Below are 16,057 nucleotides of genomic sequence, written 5' to 3'. Positions count from 1 at the left end.
CGGACAGGTCCCTCGGATCAGGACTCGAGGCGCCTGCGGTCCTCCTCGTCCCATGCGCGGGTGTCGCGGGGCTCGACGTAGGGCTCCTCGTCGGCCGGGTGACCACCGGCGATGGCGCGGTGACGGCTCATCTCCGCGTCGAATTCCAGGCCGAGCAGGATCGCCAGGTTCGTGAGCCACAGCCACACCAGGAACACGATCACGCCCGCGATGGCGCCGTACGTCTTGTTGTACGAGGAGAAGTTGGCCACGTACAGCGCGAACGCCGCCGACGCGATCAGCCAGACGAACAGGGCGAGGAAGCTGCCCGGAGTGATCCAGCGGATGCTGCGGATCTTGGCGTTCGGGGTCGCCCAGAACAGGATCGCGATCATGAGGGTGACCAGGACGGCCAGCACGGGCCACTTGGCGAACGACCACACCGTCAGGAACGTGTCGCCGACGCCCAGCGTGGTGCCGACCTGCTGGGCCACGCTGCCGGTGAGGACCACGATCAGCGCGCTGATCACGGCGATCACCATGAGCACCACGGTCACCCCGAGCCGCACGGGCAGCAGCTTCCACACCGGACGGCCCTCGGGCACGTCGTACACGACGTTCGCGCTGCGGATGAAGGCGGCCACGTAGCCGGAGGCCGACCACACCGCGAGCGCGAGACCCACGACCGCCATGACCGAGCCGACCCCGCCCTTGCCCTGCATCTGCTGCACCGCGGCGCGCAGGACGTCGCGGGCGGGACCGGGGGCGAGCTGCTGGATATTGGTCAGCACCTTCTGGGTCGTCGACCGGCCGACGAGTCCCAGCAGGGAGACCAGGGCCAGCAGCGCCGGGAACAGCGCCAGGACGCCGTAGTAGGTCAGCGACGCCGCCCGGTCGACCAGGTCGTCCTTCTGGAACTCCTTCAGGGTGCCCTTCAGCACCGCACCCCAGGACCGCGCGGGCAGATCCGTCAGAGAGTCCGGCGCCCGCCGCTCCACCTGCTCCGACGGACCGACGCCCGTGTCCTGCCCGGCCGACGCGTCTTCGTCACGGGACCCGAATCCCCTCAGCGATTTCTCCATGCCTCGCGGATGTCCCGTGAGCGGCGGGCTATGTCGGCGGGGGGTGTGCGGGTGCGGGACGGGACGGGGTGGGGCGGGGCCGAAAACATGTTGGCCTCTTTACGGCCTGCTGCGAAGATGCGCTGGTTTCCCGGACGGAGGGTGCTTGTTCGTTTTCGTGTGTGCGGGATGCGGTGCCGAGTTGACCGTCCCGCTGTCCGAGGTCGCGCTGCCGGTTCACGCCCGTCAGAAGTACGGCAACGGGGTCCAGCTTCCGGTGCTCATGCGGTCGGGGACGTTCGCCGTGGACCCTGGGGCAGGCCATGGCATTCCCGGGGCGAGTGTCATCGCGCCCGGTGACATCCGTGGAACCCGGCTGATTCCTGAGAGGTGCGACGGCGCCTGCTGTGGCCCGGACGGGGCCGACGGACCCAACATGGCCTGCGAGGAGTGCGATCTCCCCGTGGCGACCAGACTCGACGACTGCTCGCGCTGGCAGGCGGTATGGCTCCCCTCGGACACCGTGCGCCGCGTCCCCGTCGACGGCACCCCCGCCGCACCCCTGTCCTGGGCGGAGCTGGTGGAGAAGGGCGAGGCGACGCCCCCGTTCGAGCCGATCGCCACCTGGGGCGGACCCGCGGGGTCGAACCACTACTGGTCATGGAGTCCGCGGTGGGAGGCGGCGGCGGGCCACGCGCTCGCCCACCTGCTGGCGGCCTCCGAAGGCCACGCGGTGAAGGTCCCCGACGGCCTGGCCGCGGACGTGTTCCAACGCGCACTCGACGCCCTGCTGCCCGCGGCCGCCCCAGCGCGACGTGCCGCCCTGGCCGGACCGGGACTGCCTCCCCCCGGCGACGCCGCCGACATCCTCCTCGCACCGATCCACCCCGGAACGGGCCGGACCTGGACCCCCGCCGCCCCGGCCACCTCGGCCTACCTGGTCCCCCTGCCGCTGGGCGTGTGGCTGTGGCTGGTTTCACCGCAGCCGAACCTGCCGGTCCCCGCCTCGGGCCGCATCCCCCGCGACGTACTCCGCGACGACCCGCCCCCTCCGCACCCCACCTACCTCTTCCAGCCCGACCGGCAAACGTTCCGCCACACCGCGGCCCGACTGTCGGCCGCACGCGGCCCAGGGCTGCGCACGATCTCCGAGAACCTCACGCGAGCTGACTTCTTCTAGTCGTCCAGTTCGCGGTGGTGTTCGTAGCCAGGGGTCGCTGCAGGGCGGCCGGACAGTATGTAGTCGCGATACTCGTCGCCCGCCATGGACTGGTTCACCCAGCGTTCGCGTGCGGCTCCGGTTCGACTCTCGGCAGCGTGCAGGGCGGCAAGGGGCTCATTCGTCGTTGCCAAGAGCAGGCCGAGATCCTCTTCCTCGTCGTCGAACAACGGTGGCAGCGAATCCAGGTCGCCGGTCAGGGGTTCGCAGTCGAGAGCGGTGTGGAGGTGGACCTCGTAGGCTCCCGGGACCGGTCGCACCTCGACCCAGCGGACCCCCGGCCGCTCGGGTGTTCCAGCCGGTACCAGGAACTGCTCGACGGAGCGTCCCCGCTTGAGGGCGCCGAGGATGAAGGGTTCTGCGAGATAGCGCACGCCGAAAGGCTACGACTTGATCAGGCGAAGAAGACCGCACCCGGTCCGCCGTGGACGCCGTGGTCGGCGGCCTGCGGACCGGGTGCGGTCGGAAAAGCTGGTGGCCTGGACCCCAGGGGATCAAGCCTTCTTGGTCTCCTAGTAGTGGGACGGGTCGGTGACCTGCGGCGATGGGTGCCGCAGGTCACCGACCTGGCCTTTTGGTGTTGGGTGGCGATGGGGTGCGACGGTCTTGATCGGGTGTCCTGCGGACTGTGTGCGGACTGAGTCGACGGCTCTGTGTTGCCCGACGCGGTCATCCGCGAGGATGAAGTCGTGGATTCGCGGGGTGCGGCAAGCCTCTTCGCAACTGCCGGCACAGAGCTGCGGGCGTCCACCAAGCCGTGCCCGGAATCGCCTGGATAGACAACCGCTCTCCCCCTGATAGACGAGCGAGGCGTACCGCAGTCGACCACTCCAGGGGGCAGGAAGATCATTTATTTTCGCGCCCACTCATCGAGAAGCGTCGCCACGCGCGTCGTGTGCGCGCCGAGCTCTTGGCTCAGCGAACAAAAGTCGTGTTTCGGGTAGTACTCCTCGACCAGTCCGTAGAAAGGCAAGCTCAGAGTCAGCCGGGGTACGACCCGTTCCTCGGGGGTGTAGTGAATGAGCGTATTGCGGAATCCCCGCGCATCCGCGTGCATGATGGTGACGCTCGCCTGATGACTCAGGATGGCATCCAGGAGGCTGAGAGACGCCCTGCTCAGCGTGCTACCGTATGCGGCTTTAAGCTGAGTGAGACTCGAGAGTACGTGGTAAAGCGTGATGAATCTAAGCTTGAGTAGGGTCTCGCCAGAAGCGACGCACTGGTCAGCCGACAAAATCACGTCAAGGGCGTTGAGCGAGCATTGAAAGGACGACATCGAAGCTGTCAGCTCGTCCGATAGGGCCGTGTCAAACAGGCGCTTAAAATGCCACTCAGACCGTCGGTCCCGGCTCTTCAGCTCTCCGAAGTGCATGCCGGACATAAATGATGATCCGTGCCACGGGAGAGACTCGGTTGCCTGCTCTAAGAAGCGCGCTTGAGTTTCAGCCAAAGTCATGAGAGTGCGCCCAATGATAGAGATGTCGGACGTAGCAAGATTGGGGATGCCCGAGAAGAAACTAGCCACTTGGGTTGTCGTCACTAGCCGGCCTCGGTAGCGCCACTCGCCAAGGTCGGTTTCTAGCACCCGGGCCGGAGGAAACCAGGTGTTGTTAAGGAACCTCTTTCGATCGGCGGCGATGATCGCTGTGAAGTCGCCGAGGATGCTCGCGTGCCCAACCTTGGAGCCGTCAAAGAGCTTGACGCTGTGGCGCGCCTTCTCAATGACGGCCTCGTGGTTATATGTCAAGCGTGCCGCTCGCGGCGGATCGATGACCTTGAGGGTCTTGTGTGACTCGTATATGAAGAGCGAGAGGTAATTATTCATGCAGAAGTACGGGATGGTCGAGTTCGCCTGGTCCGCCAGCATGCTGTCCAGGAAGCGACGAGAGAACATGAGGTCGCTTTCGAGGAGTTGAGTGGCTATTTTGTGCTTTAGGCTGGCACTCTCGTTCATCTAGTGTCCCCTTGGTGTGACAGCTAACACGTCTCGTTGATGCCAAATTCTGCGGCGCGGGAAAGTCAATTTTCTGGGAATCAAAAAATTGCAATGTGTTGACGCAGAGAGTGCAGATGATACCCCCCATGCCCGGCATGCCGTTCGTGAACAGGATTAGGTTAATCCAGGCTATCAGCGTGGCGCTCGCGAAATGCGAGATTTACATGTACCGCGAAAAGTCGGGGTCGGCGTTCAATTTCTGTACCTGAACCTGCTACGGACGGTTACATGGAGCAGCGAGGCTAACGCCAGCCATCGAGGGAAATTTCCGGACCACCTTCGAGATAGCTGTGGAGGGCGCTAGCGGTGGTATCCACGAACGCTGCGGGGATGGATTTGACATCGACCCAGCGAACTTGGGCGTGCTTGCGGGGTTCGCGGTTCTCCGGCTCGCCCGTCCAGTCGTGGGAGGCGAAGACGACCGTGAGGAAGCCGTTGGGGGCTTCGACGCCCCAGGCGCCGTGGATGATGTGGGCGACTTTGAGGGACTCGGGTTTCACCGTGAGGCCCGTCTCCTCGTAGAGCTCACGGACTGCGGTCTCCGTGATGGGTTCGCCCGGCTCGCTCTTGCCGACCGGGAGGTCCCACATGCCCTGGGCGAACTTCGCGTTCTCGCTGCGTTGGAGGAGGACGACGCGGTTCGTGGCCTTGTCGTGGACGATGACGGCGGCGACCAGGAGGGTCATCGATTCGAGCGCTGGCTTGAGGGCCTTCGGCTGAGCGTCGGTTGTCGGCTGAACCACGGTCATCCCTTCGTCGGGCGGGTTGTTGGGCATGTTAGGCGAGGGCCTCGCGGGCGCGGCGGGCGAGATCGAAGGCGCCGGGCACTTTGCGCCGCTGGTAGACCGCGAGGGTGGATCGGATCGAGGTGATCGCCTTGCGGGTGCGGTCGGAGGTCATGCCTTCCATGAGGACCAGTGCTTGAGTCCAGGCGGCGACGGCCTCGTCGGCGCGGGCTTGGGCGGCGAGGCTGTCGCCGAGGTCTGCGTGGGTGAGGGCGTGGACGCGCTTGTACTTCGCGGGATCCCAGCGGGTGAGGGCCTCTCGGTGCTGCTGTTCGGTGCCGGTGTGGTCGGCGAGGTCCGTCAGAGTGCGGGCGGTGTGGCTGGCCACGGTGCCCGCCGCGGGACCGCTTACGCGGGAGTAGCTGGGCTGGGGGTCGTCCTCCCGTGAGAGGGCGTCTTCGGCTGCGAGGAGAGCCCGCGCGGCGAGGGCGTGCTCGTTGACGGCCGCGTAGGCGCGGGCGTGGGTGATGTGGAGCAGGGCTTCGGTCTGGCTGTCGACGTGGCCGAGGCCGCGTCGTAGAGCGCCTTCGACGAGGTCGACGCAGTGGTGGGGCTGTTTGAGGCTCAGGGCCTGGTGGGCGAGGGCGCGCATCATCCAGGCGGCGTGGCCGTGGGGGTCGGCTTCGCAGGCGAGCTTGTAGCCGACCTGGTAGTAGCGCTGGGCGGCGCCTTCCTGGCCGAGGTCGTGGTGCTTCCACCCTGCGAGGTAGGCGAGTTCGGCGACTGCTCCGAAGGCTGTCCGGCGTAAGGCTTCGCCGGAGAAGCGTCCGCGCAGCATGGGGGCGGCGGTGTCGGCGAGGTACGCGGTGACTGTGGTCAGGCCGTGCCCGCCGCCGAGGCGTTCGTCGGCGGCGCTGAAGGCCGCCGTGATCTGCCGTACGACGTCCACGTCCTCCGCACCGACCAGCGACGTGCCGGTGCGGGCGCGGAGCATGCGGGCGGTGGCTTCGTGGTCGTACCCGAGCGGCATGGCGACGTCGGCGGTGGTGAAGGCCGCGATGGCGAGGAAGCGGCGGCGCTCGACGTCGGCGCGGCCCAGGTCGGTGGCGGCGAGGACAGGGTCGGATTCCGCCGGCGCCTCGTCATCGCTGGCCTGGAGGCCGATCTCGGTCTGGGTGATCGTGCGCCCCGCTCGACGGGACAGTGCTTCGGCGAGGTACTGGCCTGCTCGGCCCGACGGGGCACGGGTGCCGTTCACCCAGTGCGAGATGGCCGACTTGTTGGTCTGGAGGATCTCGCCGTTCTCGGCGGCGATGCGCCGCACGTCTCGGGCGAGGGCCTCGTAGGTGCAGTCGACCGCCGCGATGACGTCGCGCAGGGGGGAGTGGGGTTCTCTCTGCGCCGCCACGATCGCCTCCACGCCGGAGCTGTAAACCGCGTATACCGCTTCAACTGCCGTACACCGTACCCACTGAGCGTGACCACCGGTTCACTTATCAGCAGCCGCCCGGAACGGCGCGACCGCGATCCAGGCTCCCCCTTGAACCGGGCGGCACCCCGAAGTTCCGTACGCCCACACCGGGCTCGGGCATTCCAGTGCCCGAACCTGGCCGATCAGAGACGGAGACACGGTGAACACCATCGACACCACGGCCATCACGGTCGAGCTGCCCGAAGCGTTCGACCCGCGCTGGAGCCGCCTGCCCGGCATCCAAGTCGACGGCCGACGCATCACCATCGACCGGGCCGAGTACTTCTTCCGCTTCGAGTCCAACACCTGGCTCGTCGCCGACTGGAAGCTGGTCAAGTCCCAGCTCCTGGACGTAGACGAGACGACCGAGAGCGCGGTCGAGCAGCTCGCGCTCGACTTCATCAAGCAGTACAGCGAGTCCACATCTGACGCCGCCCGCGTCCTGGCCACCGCGTACGAGGTGTACGCCTACCTCTTCCGAGACGAACACCTGCCCGGCCTCGGCCTGCCGCAGATCACCGCCGACCACCTGCGGATGCTCCAGGAGGCCGCCACGCTCATGGCGCTCAACAAGGTCGAGCTGGACGGCCACATCTCCAACGTCGGCCCGTGCTGGTTCTTCCCCGCCGCCACCTCCGTCGTCTTCGACCTGGACGACGAGATGGGCGGGATGCTCGACGAGGTCTACCACGGCGGCTGGTTCAACGAGCATCGCCGGATCGAGTCCATCAAGGCCCACGCCGCACTCGGCGGACGTCTGGTGCACGGCTGCCAGTCCGTGCCGGACCAGACCGGTGGCGTGGTCGCGCCCTACGGTGCCTCGATGGCGAACTTCCGTGACGACCTCGCCGCGTTCAAGGCGGGCTGGATCGAGCGGGTCTACGCCCACCGCGTGAACCCCGCCGCGTAACCCGCCACCGATCAGGCTCCGGGGCGGAACGGCACCTCTCGTCCGCCCCGGACGCCCCCCAACCGACCGGAGCCTCCATGAGCCCGAACCCCAGCGCCGAACTCCTCAACGACCTGCTCACCGCGGCCGACCAGTCCACCGCTGCACGAGAGGAGGTGCGCGTGTGGTCCATGTCCGGCGTTGAGCGCGTGACCTTCCCGGACGGCACCACAGCCATCTTCAAGTACGCCAAGAAGCCGTTCGACAGCGAGGACCAGGCCCTCCGCGTCGCCCACACTCTCGGTGTTCCCGTTCCTCAGGTGCACGCCTCTGCCGTTCTGGACGGCTGGCTCGGCATGCTCATGGAGGACCTCGGGCCGTCTGCCCGTGAGGCCGATGACCTGGACGGCGTCGCCGCGGCTGTGGTTCTGCACGGCACCCGTACGGCTCCGCCCGTGCCCGTACTCGACCAGGAGCGGCTGCGCGCGCTGCCGACCCGGGCGCTAGAGCATCTCGAACGGCTACGCAAAGCCGACCGGTGGCAGGACGCCGACGACGTCGAGGACGCGCTCGACCGGATCGCCAAGGCCGCCACTGCCCGCTCGGTCGGAGCGACCCTGGCACCCTTCGGCTGGGTGCACTCCGAGTTTCACCCCACCAGCCTCCACATCGGCGAACACGGCTGGCGGCTGCTCGACTTCGCCCGCGCCTTCACCGGCCCCGGCCTGCTCGACCTCGCCAGCTGGCACGGCACCATCGATCCGCCGCACCCCGTGCGCCTGCGCGTCTTCCTGGAGCAGTACGTCACCGTCGGCGGCTCCCCCGATGCCCTCGCCCCGCGCGGCGGGCTCGCCGCTGAGAACTGGGCCCTGGGCTGGCATCGCATGTGGGCTGTCGAGTGGTTCATGGAGCAGGCCGTTCGCTGGATCAACGACCCGGCCACCGATCCCGCGTACCTCAAGGCCGTCCGCCGCCACCTCACCGACGTCCTCCCCCTCTTGGATGTCTGACGTGCTTGCCCAGGCATCCCCGTGGCACGCCCATGCCCTCCAGCGCACCGCCGCCGGACTCGCCGAACCCCTCGCCGTACCCGCACGGATGGAATGGACCACGAGACCTGGCCAAGGTCCCGGCGCCGAGCTCCTCGGCCCCGACCTGCGCGGCAAGCGACTCCTGGAACTCGGCTGCGGCCCCGGCCACAACGCCGCCCACCTCGCCACCCATCCCCAAGCTCTCGGCTCCGCTCGAGCAGGGGATACCCCAATCGGCGCTCACGTCACCGGCGTCGACCTGATCGGACTGCAGGTCCGTCGGGCCCGCTCCCACTACGGAAGGCTGAACAACCTCACCTTCGTCGCCTGCCACGCCCTGCACTACCTGCAAGCCTCCGACGAGCAGTTCGACGCGATCTACTCCGTCTTCGGCGCCATCGGGCTCGTCGCGCCCGAACTCTTGCTCCCGGCTATCGCCCAGCGCCTCAGGCCCGGCAGGATGCTCGCCTTCTCTGTCCCCCACCCGCAGCGCGGCGGCCGCAGCCCGTCCGGCGACGACCGTCCCCGCCGCGACTTCGTCACCCTCCCCGACCGCACCCGGCTCCCCATCGCTCGCTGGGAGTTCGACACCGACCGGTGGGAGAGGCAGCTCAGCAGGGCGGGTTTCCGGCTCACCTCGGCCCAGGAGTTTCACGACCCCCGCATGGGCCACTGGCCCATCACCCTGCTGATCCGCGCCCGCAAGCTGTGACAGCCACGTCCATCCCGCCCTTGGAGGACCGATGCGCCCGCCCTACCTGCTCCTCGACATCGACGGCGTCTTCATACCCTTCCCCGACGCGGACGGCTCGACCCCGGCCACCCACGCCCGCCACGACGTCGTCCCTACCGGCCGGAGTGCCGACAACCCGGTCACCGTCTGGCTCGATCCTGCCCACGGCCCCCTGCTCATGGACGTGATCCGCACCGGCCTGGTCATCCCGGTCTGGTGCACCAGCTGGCGCCAGGACGCCAACACCCTCATCGGCCCGCTGCTCGGCCTTCCGACCCTGTCCTACGTCGATCTCCCGCGTCCGCAGATCACCACCAGCCACCCCAACGGCTACCTGTGGAAGCGTGACCACGTCGACGCCTGGCTGGGCGACGCCCCTGCCGTCTGGATCGACGACGACTTCACCGGCCTCGACCACGCCTGGGCGGCGGAGCGCACCGCCAAGGGAACGCCGACTCTCCTCGTTCAACCCGACCCACACCTCGGTCTACAGCCCGAGCACCTGGTCGAGGTCACGACGTGGGCCGCGCGGTGACCCGTAGCCCGAGTCGTCTTACGACTGATGTCCTTGCTGTCGCGTACAGCGATGACGTCAAGGTGCGCTGTGGGTGCCGCCTGCCTGGGTGCCGACGTGCGGGCGGTACTCCTCGGCGGGCATCGAGTCCCATTCGGTATGCGCGCCGTCGCGCGGCACCATGAACAACGGGCGCGACCGGAGGACCGGCCCGACCGGTTGCCCGCGCAGGACGACCCCGGGGTCATCCGGTCCCGCGTGCCCCTCGGGCGTGTAGCGGACGTACACGTCCTTTGTCTCGGCATACGCGATCGCATCGTGCTCCAGCTCCGACAGGTCTCGCCCGACCAGCGGGATTCCGTCGTACATGACCTGGGGGCCGTACACGGCGTCGGCAGCGATACAGAAGAGGCCCACAGCTTGGCTCACATAGGTGGTGACGGCAGGTGGAGAGCCAGCCGCCCCGCGACTGCGGACCTCGACCTTCCAAGTCGGCGAGAAGATCGTGTGGCCCCGTGCAGCATCGCTGACCTTCGTCCGGCCGAGTGTCTCAGCCGCCTCGACCACTTCGTCGACGGTCATACCGAACCGGAGCGGTCCGACGCCGACAGTCGGCGCATAGGACCATTCTTCCCGTCCGGCGTCTCCGGGACCGGCTTCGGCCTTGAACGCCATGGTCGTCCCTCCGAGGGGCTCGGCGAAGAAGACCGCACCCGGCCCCTCGGAGGGACCGGGTGCGGTCGGAAAAGCTGGAGGGCTGGTCCCTAGGGGATCAAGCCTTCTTCGTCTCCCAGAAGATCTTGTCGATCTGGGCGATGTAGTCAAGGGCCTTCTGGCCGGTCGCCGGGTCCGTGGACGCCTTGGCGGCGGAGAGGGACTTGACGGCCTCGTTGATGAGGGTGTGGAGCTCGGGGTAGCTCTCGAAGTGCGGCGGCTTGAAGTAGTCGCTCCAGAGCACGTCCAGGTGGTGCTTGGCCAGCTCGGCGCGCTGCTCCTTGATCACCGTGGCACGGATCTGGAAGTGCAGGTCGTCGTTGGCGGCCATCTTCTCCTGGATGGCCTTGACCGACTCCGCCTCGATGCGGGCCTGGGCGGGGTCGTACACACCGCAGGGCAGGTCGCAGTGGGCGCTGACCTTGACCTTGGGGGCAAACAGGCGGGAAAGCATGGAGCGTTCCTTCCTCGTGATCGTCTTCTCAGGTGGGACATTACTCCCTGAGGGACTGGTTTTCCCGAGTGCCCCCCAGGGCTTAGGACAAAAGTCCGGGGTCAGACTGAGACTGTGGAGGAACGGACCGGGGAGGTACCGGGCATGCCGGAGCTGTCGCAGGAGACCGAGCGGGGCAGAGCGCTGCCGCCCTTCGGGCTCGCCGAGGTCACGGGCCCCTCCATGGTGCCCACGCTGCACCACGGGGACCGCCTGCTGCTGCGGTACGGGACTCCGGTCAGGCCGGGCGCGATCGTCGTCCTGCGCCACCCCTTCCAGCAGGACCTGCTGGTCGTCAAGCGTGCGGTGGAGCGCCGCGAGGGCGGCTGGTGGGTGCTCGGCGACAACCCGTACGCCGGTGGGGACAGCACCGACTACGGGGTCGTGCCCGAGGAGCTGATCCTCGGGCGGGCCTGGCTGCGCTACCGGCCACTGGCCGGGCGGCGCTCGCCGCTGGTGGTGGTGCGCTGGGTGTTCTCCGCGGCCAGGCCGCTGCTGTCGGACCGTTCGGCGGCCAGGCGCTTCCGGGCGCGGTAGGCGGCGACGTTGGCGCGGGTCGCGCAGCGGTCGGAGCAGTAGCGGCGGGAGCGGTTGGTGGAGGTGTCCAGGTAGGCGTTCCGGCAGGGAGCGGCCTGGCACAGGCCCAGGCGGTCGACGCCGTACTCGGTCAGATGGAACGCCAGGCCCATCGCGGCGATGGCCGCGTACCCCGCGGTCGCGTTCGACGGATGGTCGGCCAGGTGCATGTGCCACAGCGGGCGGCCGTCGTCATCGCGGTGGTCGTGGCCGGAGATCTGCGGGCTGACCGGGAACTCCAGCAGCAGGGAGTTCAGCAGGTCCACGGCGAGCGTCTCGTCGCCCCCGTCCGCCGCCTCGAACACCGCGCGCAGCCTGCCGCGGACCGAGCGGAAGCGGGTGACATCGGCGTCGGTGGCGCGGCGGGCCGCCGACGCGTTCCCGCCGAAGAGGTCGCGTACGGCCTCCACCGAGGTCAGGGAGTCCTTGCCCTGGCCCGGCTCCTCGCTGTTGACGAGGCGTACGGCGTAGTCCGAGTAATGGGCCAGTTCCACTTGTAGTCCTTACGAGGGCGCTCTATGGTCATGTCTGCGGGCGGGTAACAGCCGGTCGTGCTTCCAGGGTATTACGCGTGCACCGAAGGGGATGGGGAATCGTGACCACCACAGGTATGGGAACGGACTGGGCCGCCTGGCAGGAGAGCTGGGACCGGCAGCAGGAGTGGTACCTGCCCGACCGCGAGGAGCGGTTCCGGGTCATGCTCGACATGGTGGAGGCGTTCGTCGGCACCGCCCCGCGCGTGCTCGACCTCGCCTGCGGTACGGGCACGATCACCGCGCGGCTGCTGGCGCGGTTCCCGGAGGCCGTCAGCACCGGGGTCGACCTCGACCCGGCCCTGCTCGCCATCGCGCGCGGCACCTTCGCGGGCGACGACCGGGTCACCCTCGTCGAGGCCGACCTCAAGGACCCGGAGTGGACGGCGGCGCTGCCGTACGCCGACTACGACGCCGTCCTCACCGCCACCGCGCTGCACTGGCTGCACACCGAACCCCTCGCCGCGCTCTACGGGCAGCTCGCCGGGCTGGTGCGGGAGGGCGGGGTCTTCATGAACGCGGACCACATGTCCGACGACTCCACGCCCCGGATCAACGCCGCCGAGCGGGCCCAGCGCCATGCCCGGATGGACCGGGCCAAGCGGGACGGCGCCCTCGACTGGGCGGAGTGGTGGCAGGTCGCCGCCCAGGACCCGGTCCTCGCCGAGCCCACCGCCCGCCGCTTCGAGATCTACGGCGAACACGCCGACGGCGACACCCCCTCCGCTGCGACGCACGCGGCCGCCCTGCGCGCGAAGGGGTTCGCGGAGGCGCGGCCGGTGTGGTGCTCGCCCTCGGACACCCTGCTCCTCGCCCTGCGGTGACGCGGAAGAGGGGCGGTACGGGATCGCATCCCGTACCGCCCCTCTTCCTGGCCGACTACAGCACCTTCGACAGGAACGACTGGGTGCGTTCGTGCTGCGGGTTGGTCAGGACGTCGCGGGGGTGGCCGGACTCGACCACCACGCCGCCGTCCATGAAGACCAGGCTGTCGCCCACCTCGCGGGCGAAGCCCATCTCGTGGGTGACGACGACCATCGTCATGCCGGACTCGGCGAGGTCGCGCATGACGTCGAGGACGTCACCGACCAGCTCCGGGTCGAGCGCCGACGTCGGCTCGTCGAACAGCATCAGCTTGGGCTCCATGGCGAGCGCCCGCGCGATCGCCACGCGCTGCTGCTGGCCGCCGGAGAGCTGGGAGGGGTAGTTGCCCGCCTTGTCGCCGAGGCCGACCCGCTCCAGGAGCTGCATCGCCTGCTCGCGCGCCGCCTTCCGGGAGACCCCCTTGACCTGCACGGGCGCCTCGGCGACGTTCTCCGCGGCGGTCATGTGCGGGAAGAGGTTGAAGCGCTGGAAGACCATGCCGATGTTCCGGCGCTTCAGCGCGACCTCGCTGTCCCGCAGCTCGTACAGCTTGTCGCCCTTCTGGCGGTAGCCGACCAGCTCGCCGTCGACCCACAGGCGGCCGGAGTTGACCTTCTCCAGGTGGTTGATGCACCTGAGGAACGTCGACTTGCCGGAGCCGGAGGGGCCGATGAGGCAGAACACCTCGCCCGGCTTCACCTCCAGGTCGATGCCCTTGAGGACCTGCACCGCGCCGAAGGACTTGTGCACGCCCTCGGACTTCACCATCGGCACGATCGCCTTCGGCGGGGTGTCGTTCTTGCTCAGCTTGTCGCTCATGCCCCCACCGATCCTCGAGGCCGGCCCAGGGAGAGCGTGTTCGCCTTCACCTTCTGCCAGGGGGTGGCGGGAAGTGAACGGCTGGAGCCTCGGGCGTAGTAGCGCTCGATGTAGTACTGGCCGACGCTCAGGACCGAGGTCATGATCAGGTACCAGGCGGCGGCGAGGAAGTACATCTCCACCGGTGCGCCGGAGTTCTGGCCGATGTCCTGGGCGTAGCGGAAGAGTTCTGGATACTGGACGGCCGCCACGAGCGAGGTCGTCTTCAGCATGTTGATCACTTCGTTGCCCGTGGGCGGCACGATCACGCGCATCGCCTGCGGGATCACGACCCGGCGCAGCGTCTTGGCGTGGCTCATACCCAGCGCGTGCGACGCCTCGGTCTGGCCCTCGTCCACCGCGAGCAGACCGGCGCGGCAGATCTCCGCCATGTACGCGGCCTCGTTGAGGCCGAGGCCGAGCAGCGCCGTCAGCAGCGGCGTCATGAAGTCCGACCAGTAGTTCTTGTAGATCGGGCCCAGGTTGATGTACTCGAAGACGAGTCCCAGGTTGAACCACAGGAACAGCTGCACCAGCACCGGGGTGCCGCGGAAGAACCAGATGTAGAACCAGGCGATCGACGAGGTCACCGGGTTCTTCGACAGCCGCATCACCGCGAGGACGATGCCGCCCACGATGCCGATCACCATCGACAGGACGGTCAGCAGCAGGGTCTTGCCGACGCCGGTGAGGATGCGGTCGTCGAAGAAGAACTCGGGGATGGCGTGCCAGTTGATCTTGCCCTGGCTGAAGGCGTACACGATCGCCGCGAGCAGGGCGATGGCGACGACGGCGGACACGTAGCGTCCGTAGTGCTTGACCGGGATGGCCCTGATGGCCTCCGGCGCGGCCGGGGGTGTGTCCTTGCCTCCGGCCGTCTTCTCGATCTCAGTCACAGGTGTTGCCTCTCGGTGGCCGCTGAGGGTCCGCGGATCACTTGCCGCCGTTGATCACGGCTTCCTTGACGGCGCCGTCCTGCACGCCCCACTTCTTGAGGATCTTGGCGTACTCGCCGTTCTTGATGATCGCGTCGAGCGCGGCCTTCAGGGCGTCACGCAGCTGCGTGTCCTTCTTGGCGACGGCGATGCCGTACGGGGCCGCCTCGACCTGGTCGCCCACGACCTCGAAGTCCTTGCCGCCGCCGGAGGTCTTCACCGCGTAGGCGGCGACCGGGAAGTCGGAGGAGGCCGCGTCCACGCCAGCGGAGCGCAGCCGGGTCTGGGACTGCTGGTCGTCGTCGAACGGCTCGATGCTGATCTTCTTGCCGGCCGGGCACTTCTTGGTCTCCTGCTTGGCCAGGTCCTCCGAGACCGTGCCGCGCTGGACGGCGAGCTTCTTGCCGCACAGGTCCGACCAGCCGGTGATGCCGTTGGTGTCGCCCTTGCGCGTGTAGATGGAGACGCCCGCCGTCAGGTAGTCGACGAAGTCGGCGCCCTCGCCGGCCTTCTTGCCGGTGTCGGGGTCGACGCCCTCCTGGCGGTTCTTGTTGTCCGTCATCGCGGACATGGCCATCTGGAAGCGGCCGGAGCGCAGGCCGGTGAGCAGGCCGTCGAACGTGCCGTCGTCGAAGGTGAACTTGACGCCGAGCTGGTCGCCGAGGGCGGTGGCGATGTCGGGGTCGATGCCGACGACCTTGCCGGAGGAGTCCTTGAACTCGACCGGGGCGTAGTGGATGTCGGAGCCGACGTGGATCTCGCCCTTGTCCCGGATGTCGGAGGGGAGCAGCTTGGCGAGCGGGGCGCTGCTGTCGGTGGTGCTGCCGGAGTCCTTGCTCTTGGTCTGGTCACCGCAGCCGGTGAGGAGCAGGGAGCCCGCGACCGCGATCGCACCGACCGCTGCGATCCGGGACCGTGCGGTCGTACGACGGGTGGAGCTTGCGGACATCGTGGTTCCTCCGGCGGATGGGAAGAGAAGACGTACCGATGGGTCGACGAGAACACACACCTTCGGGTGTCGCGACCTCGTGGGTTTACGGCATCTTGCCATTCGGACTACGCCATTCAGGCCCGTCACAATGTCAAAATCGGATAACGGGTGATCGAGAACCGCACCAGGTCGGTACATCCGCGCTCCATTCACACCGGATGATCTGCGGAAATAGACTTTTCACACCGGAAGATCTGCAACAGGTCTCACGATGCGGACGGGCGTTGTGCGGGGTTTCGGGGGATTCGCGGGGCGCTTGAGGTTCCTCTGAGGTGCGCCCGCGGGCCCTTCGTGCGAGGGCGGCGGAGCGGGCCGGGAGGGCCGGCCGGCATTCCGGGGCGACATGTGACCTTGCGCCTAATGGACTCGTGGTCCGCCCGTCCGTCCGGTATGAAGGTTCTTTACACCCCTCATCCGGGGCTCAGGGCGCGTGTGCGGCGCGCCCGTCGCGTATGTGCTCGTACGTATCCGTCAA

18 protein-coding genes are annotated in these 16,057 nt (G+C 68.1%); 7 read left to right on the top strand and 11 right to left on the bottom strand.

The features are described 5' to 3' along the window. Positions 1-17: 17 nt before the first annotated feature. Positions 18-1,061, bottom strand: a complete 1,044-nt coding sequence (locus ACI2LY_RS10380; protein ID WP_404706807.1) for a YihY/virulence factor BrkB family protein — start codon at positions 1,059-1,061, stop codon at positions 18-20. A gap of 145 nt (positions 1,062-1,206) precedes the next feature. On the opposite strand from ACI2LY_RS10380, the gene ACI2LY_RS10375 reads away from it, so the two are divergent. After that, positions 1,207-2,220 carry a hypothetical protein gene (locus ACI2LY_RS10375; RefSeq protein ID WP_404706806.1) on the top strand — a complete coding sequence of 338 codons (1,014 nt, stop codon included), beginning with the start codon at positions 1,207-1,209 and terminating at the stop codon, positions 2,218-2,220. Here the strand turns inward: ACI2LY_RS10375 and ACI2LY_RS10370 are convergent. From ACI2LY_RS10370 to ACI2LY_RS10355, 4 genes are all read right to left on the bottom strand, one after another. Beyond that, on the bottom strand, positions 2,217-2,633 hold the full coding sequence (locus ACI2LY_RS10370) for a hypothetical protein (protein ID WP_404706805.1): 417 nt from the start codon (positions 2,631-2,633) through the stop codon (positions 2,217-2,219). The genes ACI2LY_RS10375 and ACI2LY_RS10370 overlap by 4 nt on opposite strands. A gap of 476 nt (positions 2,634-3,109) precedes the next feature. After that, complete coding sequence (locus ACI2LY_RS10365) at positions 3,110-4,213, bottom strand: hypothetical protein (protein WP_404706804.1); 1,104 nt, start codon at positions 4,211-4,213, stop codon at positions 3,110-3,112. A gap of 284 nt (positions 4,214-4,497) precedes the next feature. After that, complete coding sequence (locus ACI2LY_RS10360; RefSeq protein ID WP_404706803.1) at positions 4,498-5,031, bottom strand: NUDIX domain-containing protein; 534 nt, start codon at positions 5,029-5,031, stop codon at positions 4,498-4,500. A gap of 1 nt (position 5,032) precedes the next feature. Further along, on the bottom strand, positions 5,033-6,388 hold the full coding sequence (locus tag ACI2LY_RS10355) for a tetratricopeptide repeat protein (RefSeq protein ID WP_404706802.1): 1,356 nt from the start codon (positions 6,386-6,388) through the stop codon (positions 5,033-5,035). A gap of 223 nt (positions 6,389-6,611) precedes the next feature. On the opposite strand from ACI2LY_RS10355, the gene ACI2LY_RS10350 reads away from it, so the two are divergent. The 4 genes from ACI2LY_RS10350 (at position 6,612) to ACI2LY_RS10335 (ending at position 9,639) form a co-directional block, all read left to right on the top strand. Beyond that, on the top strand, positions 6,612-7,361 hold the full coding sequence (locus ACI2LY_RS10350; RefSeq protein ID WP_404706801.1) for a hypothetical protein: 750 nt from the start codon (positions 6,612-6,614) through the stop codon (positions 7,359-7,361). Positions 7,362-7,438: 77 nt separating this feature from the next. Next, a complete protein-coding gene (locus ACI2LY_RS10345; RefSeq protein ID WP_404706800.1) occupies positions 7,439-8,350 on the top strand; it encodes an aminoglycoside phosphotransferase family protein in 912 nt (303 codons plus the stop codon). 1 nt (position 8,351) lies between these two features. Continuing rightward, positions 8,352-9,083 carry a class I SAM-dependent methyltransferase gene (locus tag ACI2LY_RS10340; protein WP_404707306.1) on the top strand — a complete coding sequence of 244 codons (732 nt, stop codon included), beginning with the start codon at positions 8,352-8,354 and terminating at the stop codon, positions 9,081-9,083. Between the two features lie 31 nt (positions 9,084-9,114). Next, on the top strand, positions 9,115-9,639 hold the full coding sequence (locus tag ACI2LY_RS10335; protein WP_404706799.1) for an HAD domain-containing protein: 525 nt from the start codon (positions 9,115-9,117) through the stop codon (positions 9,637-9,639). A gap of 57 nt (positions 9,640-9,696) precedes the next feature. On the opposite strand, the gene ACI2LY_RS10330 is transcribed toward ACI2LY_RS10335, so the two are convergent. Together ACI2LY_RS10330 and sodN are read right to left on the bottom strand one after the other, a co-directional pair. Next, positions 9,697-10,293 (bottom strand): hypothetical protein, encoded by a 597-nt coding sequence (locus ACI2LY_RS10330; protein ID WP_404706798.1) that lies wholly within the window; start codon positions 10,291-10,293, stop codon positions 9,697-9,699. Between the two features lie 97 nt (positions 10,294-10,390). After that, positions 10,391-10,786, bottom strand: coding sequence for a superoxide dismutase, Ni (gene sodN, locus ACI2LY_RS10325; protein ID WP_030807512.1), 396 nt, complete (start codon positions 10,784-10,786; stop codon positions 10,391-10,393). A 144-nt stretch (positions 10,787-10,930) separates the two neighbouring features. Here sodN and sodX point away from each other — a divergent pair, with 144 nt between their 5' ends. Next, positions 10,931-11,362 carry a nickel-type superoxide dismutase maturation protease gene (gene sodX / locus ACI2LY_RS10320; RefSeq protein WP_404707305.1) on the top strand — a complete coding sequence of 144 codons (432 nt, stop codon included), beginning with the start codon at positions 10,931-10,933 and terminating at the stop codon, positions 11,360-11,362. Here the strand turns inward: sodX and ACI2LY_RS10315 are convergent. Next, positions 11,248-11,895 carry a CGNR zinc finger domain-containing protein gene (locus ACI2LY_RS10315; RefSeq protein ID WP_404706797.1) on the bottom strand — a complete coding sequence of 216 codons (648 nt, stop codon included), beginning with the start codon at positions 11,893-11,895 and terminating at the stop codon, positions 11,248-11,250. The genes sodX and ACI2LY_RS10315 overlap by 115 nt on opposite strands. A gap of 116 nt (positions 11,896-12,011) precedes the next feature. Between ACI2LY_RS10315 and ACI2LY_RS10310 the strand changes: the two genes are divergently transcribed. After that, the gene (locus ACI2LY_RS10310; protein ID WP_404707304.1) at positions 12,012-12,758 is read left to right on the top strand and encodes a class I SAM-dependent methyltransferase; all 747 of its coding nucleotides are present in this window, start codon (positions 12,012-12,014) and stop codon (positions 12,756-12,758) included. A gap of 55 nt (positions 12,759-12,813) precedes the next feature. On the opposite strand, the gene ACI2LY_RS10305 is transcribed toward ACI2LY_RS10310, so the two are convergent. The 3 genes from ACI2LY_RS10305 to ACI2LY_RS10295 are packed head-to-tail and all read right to left on the bottom strand — an operon-like array spanning position 12,814 to position 15,540. After that, a complete protein-coding gene (locus ACI2LY_RS10305) occupies positions 12,814-13,575 on the bottom strand; it encodes an amino acid ABC transporter ATP-binding protein (protein ID WP_404707303.1) in 762 nt (253 codons plus the stop codon). 38 nt (positions 13,576-13,613) lie between these two features. Continuing rightward, positions 13,614-14,552, bottom strand: a complete 939-nt coding sequence (locus ACI2LY_RS10300) for an amino acid ABC transporter permease (RefSeq protein WP_404706796.1) — start codon at positions 14,550-14,552, stop codon at positions 13,614-13,616. A 37-nt stretch (positions 14,553-14,589) separates the two neighbouring features. Then, positions 14,590-15,540 carry an ABC transporter substrate-binding protein gene (locus ACI2LY_RS10295; RefSeq protein WP_404706795.1) on the bottom strand — a complete coding sequence of 317 codons (951 nt, stop codon included), beginning with the start codon at positions 15,538-15,540 and terminating at the stop codon, positions 14,590-14,592. Positions 15,541-16,057: the final 517 nt, after the last annotated feature.

Origin of the sequence: Streptomyces sp. NPDC002176, from assembly GCF_044903645.1 — a bacterium.
In the GTDB taxonomy this organism is placed as follows: Bacteria; Actinomycetota; Actinomycetes; order Streptomycetales; family Streptomycetaceae; genus Streptomyces.
The sequence above is the reverse complement of the archived record's forward strand: the minus strand, read 5'-3'. Positions and strand labels throughout refer to the sequence as shown.